General features: G+C 63.8%; 7 protein-coding genes. All 7 read right to left on the bottom strand.

The annotated features are described in order from the left end of the window. Positions 1 to 239: 239 nt before the first annotated feature. Complete coding sequence (locus EAV90_RS25345; protein WP_129145022.1) at positions 240 to 1028, bottom strand: 3-hydroxybutyrate dehydrogenase; 789 nt, start codon at positions 1026 to 1028, stop codon at positions 240 to 242. A 1-nt stretch (position 1029) separates the two neighbouring features. After that, positions 1030 to 2205, bottom strand: a complete 1176-nt coding sequence (locus EAV90_RS25340) for a DUF3734 domain-containing protein (RefSeq protein WP_122405718.1) — start codon at positions 2203 to 2205, stop codon at positions 1030 to 1032. 77 nt (positions 2206 to 2282) lie between these two features. Beyond that, positions 2283 to 2786 (bottom strand): CAP domain-containing protein, encoded by a 504-nt coding sequence (locus EAV90_RS25335; protein ID WP_122405719.1) that lies wholly within the window; start codon positions 2784 to 2786, stop codon positions 2283 to 2285. Between the two features lie 195 nt (positions 2787 to 2981). Next, positions 2982 to 4016, bottom strand: coding sequence for a sulfate/molybdate ABC transporter ATP-binding protein (locus EAV90_RS25330; RefSeq protein WP_129145021.1), 1035 nt, complete (start codon positions 4014 to 4016; stop codon positions 2982 to 2984). Beyond that, on the bottom strand, positions 4006 to 4929 hold the full coding sequence (cysW, locus tag EAV90_RS25325) for a sulfate ABC transporter permease subunit CysW (protein WP_122405721.1): 924 nt from the start codon (positions 4927 to 4929) through the stop codon (positions 4006 to 4008). The genes EAV90_RS25330 and cysW overlap by 11 nt, the downstream gene beginning before the upstream one ends. 9 nt (positions 4930 to 4938) lie before the next feature. Beyond that, positions 4939 to 5745, bottom strand: a complete 807-nt coding sequence (gene cysT / locus EAV90_RS25320; RefSeq protein ID WP_283811084.1) for a sulfate ABC transporter permease subunit CysT — start codon at positions 5743 to 5745, stop codon at positions 4939 to 4941. Positions 5746 to 5812: 67 nt separating this feature from the next. Further along, complete coding sequence (locus EAV90_RS25315; RefSeq protein ID WP_162500455.1) at positions 5813 to 6814, bottom strand: sulfate ABC transporter substrate-binding protein; 1002 nt, start codon at positions 6812 to 6814, stop codon at positions 5813 to 5815. Between the last annotated feature and the right edge of the window lie 21 nt (positions 6815 to 6835).

Here is a 6835-nt window from a genome sequence, read left to right as displayed (position 1 = left end):
GCCGCTGATCCATCACCGACACCTCTCGCCAGGGCATGGACTTGGCCTCCTTTACTGCCAAATCCCTGCACTATGATGTGTCGGCTATGTCCCCGAACACCCGTCGGTCATGTCCCCGGGCTGAACACTTGACCGGGCGATCCAGTATTCAGAGACGGCTGTGGTTGAGCCGAGAGGCCGCGGCGTACTGGATGCCCCGCCTGCGCGGGGCATGACATCGGCAAGACAAGTCGGTGCCGCTACTCCGCGGTCCAGCCGCCGTCGATCGACAGGTTGGTGCCGGTGATCTGCGCGGCGTCGTCGCTGCACAGGAACAGAGCGAGGGCTGCGACCTGCTCGGAGGTGACGAACTCCTTCGTCGGCTGGGCATCGAGCAGCACGTCGTTGATGACCTGCTCCCGTGTCAGATTGCGCGCCTTCATGGTGTCGGGGATCTGCTTCTCGACGAGCGGCGTCCAGACGTAGCCGGGACTGATGCAGTTGCAGGTGATCTTGTGGGTCGCGACCTCCAGCGCCACGGTCTTGGTGAGGCCGGCGATGCCGTGCTTGGCCGAAACATAGGCCGACTTGAACGGCGAGGCGACCAGCGAATGTGCCGACGCCGTGTTGATGATGCGACCCCAGCCCTTCTTCTTCATGCTGGGGATTGCGGCGCGGATGGCATGGAAGGCCGAGGACAGGTTGATGGCGATGATCTGGTCCCACTTCTCGAGCGGGAATTCCTCGATCGGCGACACGAACTGGATGCCGGCATTGTTGACGAGGATGTCGACCGAGCCGAACGTCTTCTCGCCGAGCGCGATCATCCCGGCGATCTCGGCCGGCTTGGTCATGTCGGCAGGCGAGTAGATTGCCTTGACCTTGAAGTCGGATTCGATCTTGGCGCGTTCCTTCTCGATGTCCTCGGGCGAGCCGAAGCCGTTGATGACGACGTTGGCTCCGGCGGCGGCGAAGGCGCGCGCATAAGCGAGTCCGATGCCGCTGGTCGATCCGGTCACGACAGCGTTCTTCCCTGACAGACTACCCATTCTATTCGCTCCTTTTTGCCGGGGGCGCGGTGACGTCCCCCGTGAGATCGTAGGTCACCATGGTCTCGCCGGACTGCGGCCGCTCCAGCCAATCCTTGTGACGCATCGACAGATGCACGTCGCGCACGCCGGCCTCCCAATGCTCGACCATGGCGACGTGCGAGAAATCGTAATCCTTGGACGAGGATTCGTAGTTCTTGCTGCGATAGATCAGATGCACCACGGTGACGGTGCTTTCACGCGACACTTTCGCCAGGAATTCGACGGAAGGATCATTCTTGAGATAGTCCGGCAATTTGCCGATCAGGTCGCGCACGGCCCTGCGCGCGTTGTGCAGCTGCTTGTTCTTGTCGGTGTTCATCCGCGTGCGGCTCGAATAGCGGATATCCTTCTCGCGCTCGGCGGCCTCAAGCAGCGAATTCGGCAGGTCGCCGCGCGCGGAAAACAAGTCGACCTGGAAGATCAGCATGTCGCGTTCGACCCCGGCATCGAGCACGTAGTCGAGCGGGGTGTTGGAGGCGATACCGCCGTCCCAATAATGCTCGCCGTCGATGACCACGGAGGGAAAGCCGGGCGGCAGCGCGCCCGAGGCCATGATGTGCTCGGGGCCGATCTTCTTGCCGAGCTTCTTGAACTCGTAATTGTCGAAATATTTGAAGTTGCCCGAGGTGACGCCGACCGCGCCGACCGACAGCCGCGTCTCCAGATCGTTGATGCGATCGAAATCGACGAGACGCTCCAGCGTCTTCTTGAGCGGCGAGGTGTCGTAATAGCTCTCCGCTTCGGGATGTCCCGGCGGCCAGAGGGGCGCCGGCGGAATGCGCGGCGTGAAGAAACCGGGCACGCCGAACGTCGCGATCAGCGCAGCGCTGGTCGAGTTGAACAGCTCGCGGCTGTGGTCGCTCTTGCCGACCGGCTTCCACGGCACGGGCGCAGAGACCATTTCCCAGAATTCCTTCAGCCGCTTGACGCGGGTGTGGCCCTCGTTGCCGGCGATGATGGCAGCGTTGACCGCGCCGATCGAGATGCCGGCGACCCATTCCGGCTCGAAGCCGTAGCCGCACAGTGCCTGGTAGGCGCCGGCCTGATAGGAGCCGAGCGCGCCGCCGCCCTGGAGGACCAGGACGCGTTGCGCATTGGCGGGGACGCTGGTGGATTCCGGACTATGATCGATCATGCGGAAACAATAGCAAATGGCGCACCACCGTGGCGACACTCCGCCGCGACGTCAATGCATCCCGGATCAAGTCTGGCTTATCGGGGCTCCGTCGAGGCCAGGATCATGGTCCAGAACACCTTGTATTTGGTGCCGGGAGCATAGCTCGCCGCGATGCCTAATTTTGTGACACCGCCCTTGAGCATGTTGGCGCGGTGAGGCGGCGAGTCGCGCCAGCCGGAAAACGCTTCCGCCAGCGTATGATAGCCGGCCGAGATGTTCTCGACCGCCACGGTCGCGGGATAACCGCCGGCGGCAAGGCGCTTGGCCAAGGGCGCACGGACGTCGTGGTCCATCTTGTTGGCCGCGGCCATGGCCTGGGATTGGGATTCGGCAAGCCGCATCAGGTCGGCGTCGACCACGACCGCGCCGAGCATGTTGTTCTGCCGGTATTGCGAGATCATCACCGCGGCGGCCTGTGCATCGAGCTTGGAGCCCGGCACCGCCATGTCGGTATACATCGACGGCTCCTGGACCGGTGCTTCGTTGCCGGCACAGCCGGCGAGCAGCAAAGTGATGAGAATTGCGGCCGCAGCGCGCATTTTTAGAAGCCCCCAAATGAGGGGCCGTTGTTGCATACCAACAGTGGCTGAAAGGTGAATTTTGAGGAAAATCGTAGCTGTCATTCCGGGGCGATGCGAAGCATCGAACTATGGTGCGTAATTGCGCACCTGAGAATCTCGCGCCAAAACCTCGGGATTCCGGTTTCGCGCTGGCGCGCGCCCGGAACGACGGGATTAGCCCGCAAAGATCCGGTAACGGCGAGGTTCCAGGCCGATCGTGTCGCCGGCGCGCAGCTCCTTGTCGCGCGGCGCGTCGATCTCGATGGTTTCGCCGCCTGACAGGGCGACCTCGGCGCGCTGCACGGGACCGAAATTGCGGACGTGCTGCACGGCACCCTCGAAGGCGCCGCTGCCGGGCGGACCGACCAGCATGTCATGTCGCCGCACGAACAGTCGTGACGCGCCAGGCACCAATCCATCCGCTGCGAGCTTGAGCGGCTGCTCGCCGAGCCTGATAACACCGTCCGCGACCTGAACCGGCAGCTCGATGCATTCGCCGATGAAGCCGTGGACGAAGGCGGTCGCCGGCGTCTCGTAGACGTCATCGGGCGAGCCGATCTGCTCGATCCTGCCCTTGTCCATCACCACGACGCGGTTGGCGACTTCCAGGGCTTCCTCCTGGTCGTGGGTGACGAAGATCGAGGTGACGTTGATCTCGTGGTGCAGCGAGCGCAGCCATTTGCGCAGCTCTTTCCGCACCTTGGCATCGAGCGCACCGAAGGGCTCGTCGAGCAGGAGGATGCGCGGCTCGATCGCGAGCGCGCGGGCGAGCGCGATGCGCTGGCGCTGGCCGCCGGAGAGCTGGCTCGGATAGCGGTCCGCGAGCCAGTCGAGCTGGACGAGGTCGAGCAGCTCTTTTACGCGCGCACGGATGCTCGCTTCGTCCTTTCGGACTGCGCGCGGCTGCACGCGCAGGCCGAACGCTACGTTCTCGAACACGGTCATGTGGCGGAACAGCGCGTAGTGCTGGAACACGAATCCGACATGCCGCTCGCGCGCGCCCTGCGCCAGCGCGTCCTCGCCGTTGAACGAGACCTCGCCCGAATCGGGCCAGTCGAGGCCGGCGATGATCCGCAGCAAGGTGGTCTTGCCGGAGCCGGAGGGACCGAGCAGCGCCAGCAATTCGCCGTTGTCGACCTTGAGGTCGACGCCATCCAGCGCGGCAAAGCTGCCGAACTTCTTGACGAGATTTTTGACTTCAATGGTCACTGGCGTCTTCTCCTTCGTCGAGATGACGTTCGAGAACGGTTTTTACGATCAGCGTGATCAGCGCGAGCATCGCCAGCAGCGAGGCGATCGCGAAGGCGGCGACGAACTGGTACTCGTTGTAAAGAATCTCGACCAGCAGCGGCATGGTGTTGGTCTCGCCGCGGATGTGGCCGGAGACGACGGAGACCGCGCCGAACTCGCCCATCGCGCGGGCGTTGCAGAGCAGGACGCCGTAGAGCACGCCCCATTTGATGTTGGGCAGGGTGACGCGGAAGAAGGTCTGCAAGCCCGAGGCACCGAGCGAGATCGCAGCCTCCTCCTCCTGCGTGCCCTGCTCCTGCATCAACGGGATCAGCGCCCGCGCCACGAACGGGAAGGTCACGAAGGTGGTGGCGAGCGCGATGCCTGGCACCGCGAACAGGATCTGGATGTCGTGATCGCGCAGCCAGGTGCCGAAATAGCCCTGCGCGCCGAACAGCAGCACGAAGACGAGGCCCGAGATCACCGGGCTGACCGAGAACGGCAGGTCGATCAGCGTGATCAGGAAGGTCTTGCCCTTGAAGTCGAACTTGGCGATGGCCCAGGCGGCGACGAGGCCAAACACCAGATTGAGGCCGACCGAGATCGCCGCGACAATCAATGTCAGCTCGATCGCCGCCATCGCCTCCGGCTCGGCGAGCGCGGCGAAATAGGCGAGGAGGCCGCGCGAGAACGCCTGCGCGAACACGACGACGAGTGGCAGCACGACGAAGACGGTGAGAAACATCACCGCCAGCGCAATGATGACGATGCGTACCGCGCGCGGCTCTGTGCGGAGGTTGTCGCGGGCCGCCGCCGCATGCGCGCGCGCCTTTGCACGTGCCTTGGCCTCGGAGGCCGAGAGCGACACGGAATCTGCGATCTGCATCGTCATGATCCGCCCTCAGCGTGCCGGGATCCGGCTCTGCGCCCAGCGCTGGAGCCGGTTGACGGCGAAGATGATGACGAAGGAGACGACGAGCATGACCACCGCGATGGCGGTCGCATCGGCGTAGCGGAATTCGGAGAGCCGGATCACGATCAGGAGCGGCGCGATCTCGGAGACGTTGGGCAGATTGCCGGCGATGAAGATGACCGAGCCATATTCGCCGACCGCGCGGGCGAAGGCGAGCGCGAGGCCGGTGAGCAGCGCCGGTGCGAGCGACGGCAGGATCACGCGCACGATGGTCTGCCAGCGGCTGGCGCCGAGACTGCCCGCAGCCTCCTCGATCTCTGGGTCGAGATCCTGGAGCACCGGCTGCACCGTGCGCACTACGAAGGGAATGCCGATGAAGATCATGGCGACGAAGATGCCGACCGGGGTGAACGCCACCTTGATGCCGAGTGCTGCGAGCGGCGCGCCCAGCCAGCCCTTCTCGGCGAACAGCGCGGTCAGCGCGACGCCGGCGACCGCCGTGGGCAGCGCGAAAGGCACGTCGACGATGGCATCGAAGATGCGCCGGCCGGGAAAGCGGTAGCGGACCAGTGCCCAGACGATGATGCTGCCCATCACCAGATTGACGCAGGCCGCCGCGAAAGCGAGCCCAAACGACACGCGGAGCGCGTTCAGGGTGCGGCGACTGGAGAGAATGTTCCAGAACTGCTCGGGACTGAGCTCGAGCGATCTCAGGAACAGGCCGGCGAGCGGAATCAGGATAATGACGGATAGCCAGGAAAGCGTCAGTCCCATGGTGAGACCGAAGCCCGGCAATGTCCGACGTCGTGCAACGACTGCGCTCACCCGGCCCCCTGCTAAAGCCACCTACAACAGCGCGCGATCAGTTCTTGTAAATCTGATCGAAGACGCCGCCGTCGGCAAAATGTTCCCGCTGTGCCTTCGTCCAGCCGCCGAAGACGTCGTCGATCGTGAACAGTTCGACCTTGGCGAAGGCATTCTCATACTTTTTGGCGATCTCCGCATCGCGCGGACGGTAGAAGTTGCGCGCGGCGATCTCCTGCCCCTCCTTGGTGTACCAATATTGGAGGTAGGCGTCGGCGGCATTACGGGTGCCTTTTTTATCGGCAACCTTGTCGACGATGGCGACCGGCGGCTCGGCGAGGATCGATTGCGGCGGCGCCACGATCTCGAACTTGTTCGCGCCGAACTCTTTCAGGGCGAGGTACGCCTCGTTCTCCCAGGCGAGCAGCACGTCGCCGACGCCGCGCTCGACGAAAGTCACGGTCGCACCGCGCGCACCGGTATCGAGCACCGGCACCTGCTGATACAGCTTGCCGATGAACTCCTTGGCCTTGTCGGCCGAGCCGTATTTCTTCTGCGCAAAGCCCCAGGCCGCAAGATAGTTCCAGCGCGCGCCGCCTGATGTCTTCGGGTTCGGCGTGATCACCGCGACGCCCGGCTTGAGCAGGTCGTCCCAATCCTTGATGCCCTTGGGATTGCCCTTGCGGACCAGGAACACGATAGTCGACGTATAGGGTGACGAATTCTGCGGCAGCCGCTTCTGCCAGTCGGCGGCGGTGAGGCCCTTGCCGGCGATTGCGTCGATGTCATAGGCGAGTGCCAGCGTCACCACGTCAGCCTGCAACCCGTCGATCACCGCGCGCGCCTGCGACCCGCTGCCGCCATGCGACTGCTTGATCTCGACGCTCTTGCCGGTTTCCTTCCGATAGGCGTTCGCGAACGCCTTGTTGAACTCGACATACAGCTCGCGTGTCGGATCGTACGACACATTCAACAGATTGATATCGGCGGCGAGAGCCGAGCTTGCCAAGAAACCCGTTGCGAGCAGTCCTGCCACGAGCGGAACGATACGGCGCATCATGTCCATCTCCATTCACCTCGA

Origin of the sequence: Bradyrhizobium vignae, assembly GCF_004114425.1 — a bacterium.
Lineage (GTDB): Bacteria > Pseudomonadota > Alphaproteobacteria > Rhizobiales > Xanthobacteraceae > Bradyrhizobium > Bradyrhizobium vignae.
This window is presented reverse-complemented; position numbering and strand designations above follow the sequence as displayed.

What these genes read in the sequence shown, in the direction of transcription:
- EAV90_RS25340 (WP_122405718.1), bottom strand. Translation starts at nt 2,205, where the DNA reads ATGATCGATCATAGTCCGGAATCCACCAGCGTCCCCGCCAATGCGCAA.
- cysW (WP_122405721.1), bottom strand. Translation starts at nt 4,929, where the DNA reads ATGACGATGCAGATCGCAGATTCCGTGTCGCTCTCGGCCTCCGAGGCC.
- EAV90_RS25315 (WP_162500455.1), bottom strand. Translation starts at nt 6,814, where the DNA reads ATGATGCGCCGTATCGTTCCGCTCGTGGCAGGACTGCTCGCAACGGGT.
- EAV90_RS25335 (WP_122405719.1), bottom strand. Translation starts at nt 2,786, where the DNA reads ATGCGCGCTGCGGCCGCAATTCTCATCACTTTGCTGCTCGCCGGCTGT.
- EAV90_RS25345 (WP_129145022.1), bottom strand. Translation starts at nt 1,028, where the DNA reads ATGGGTAGTCTGTCAGGGAAGAACGCTGTCGTGACCGGATCGACCAGC.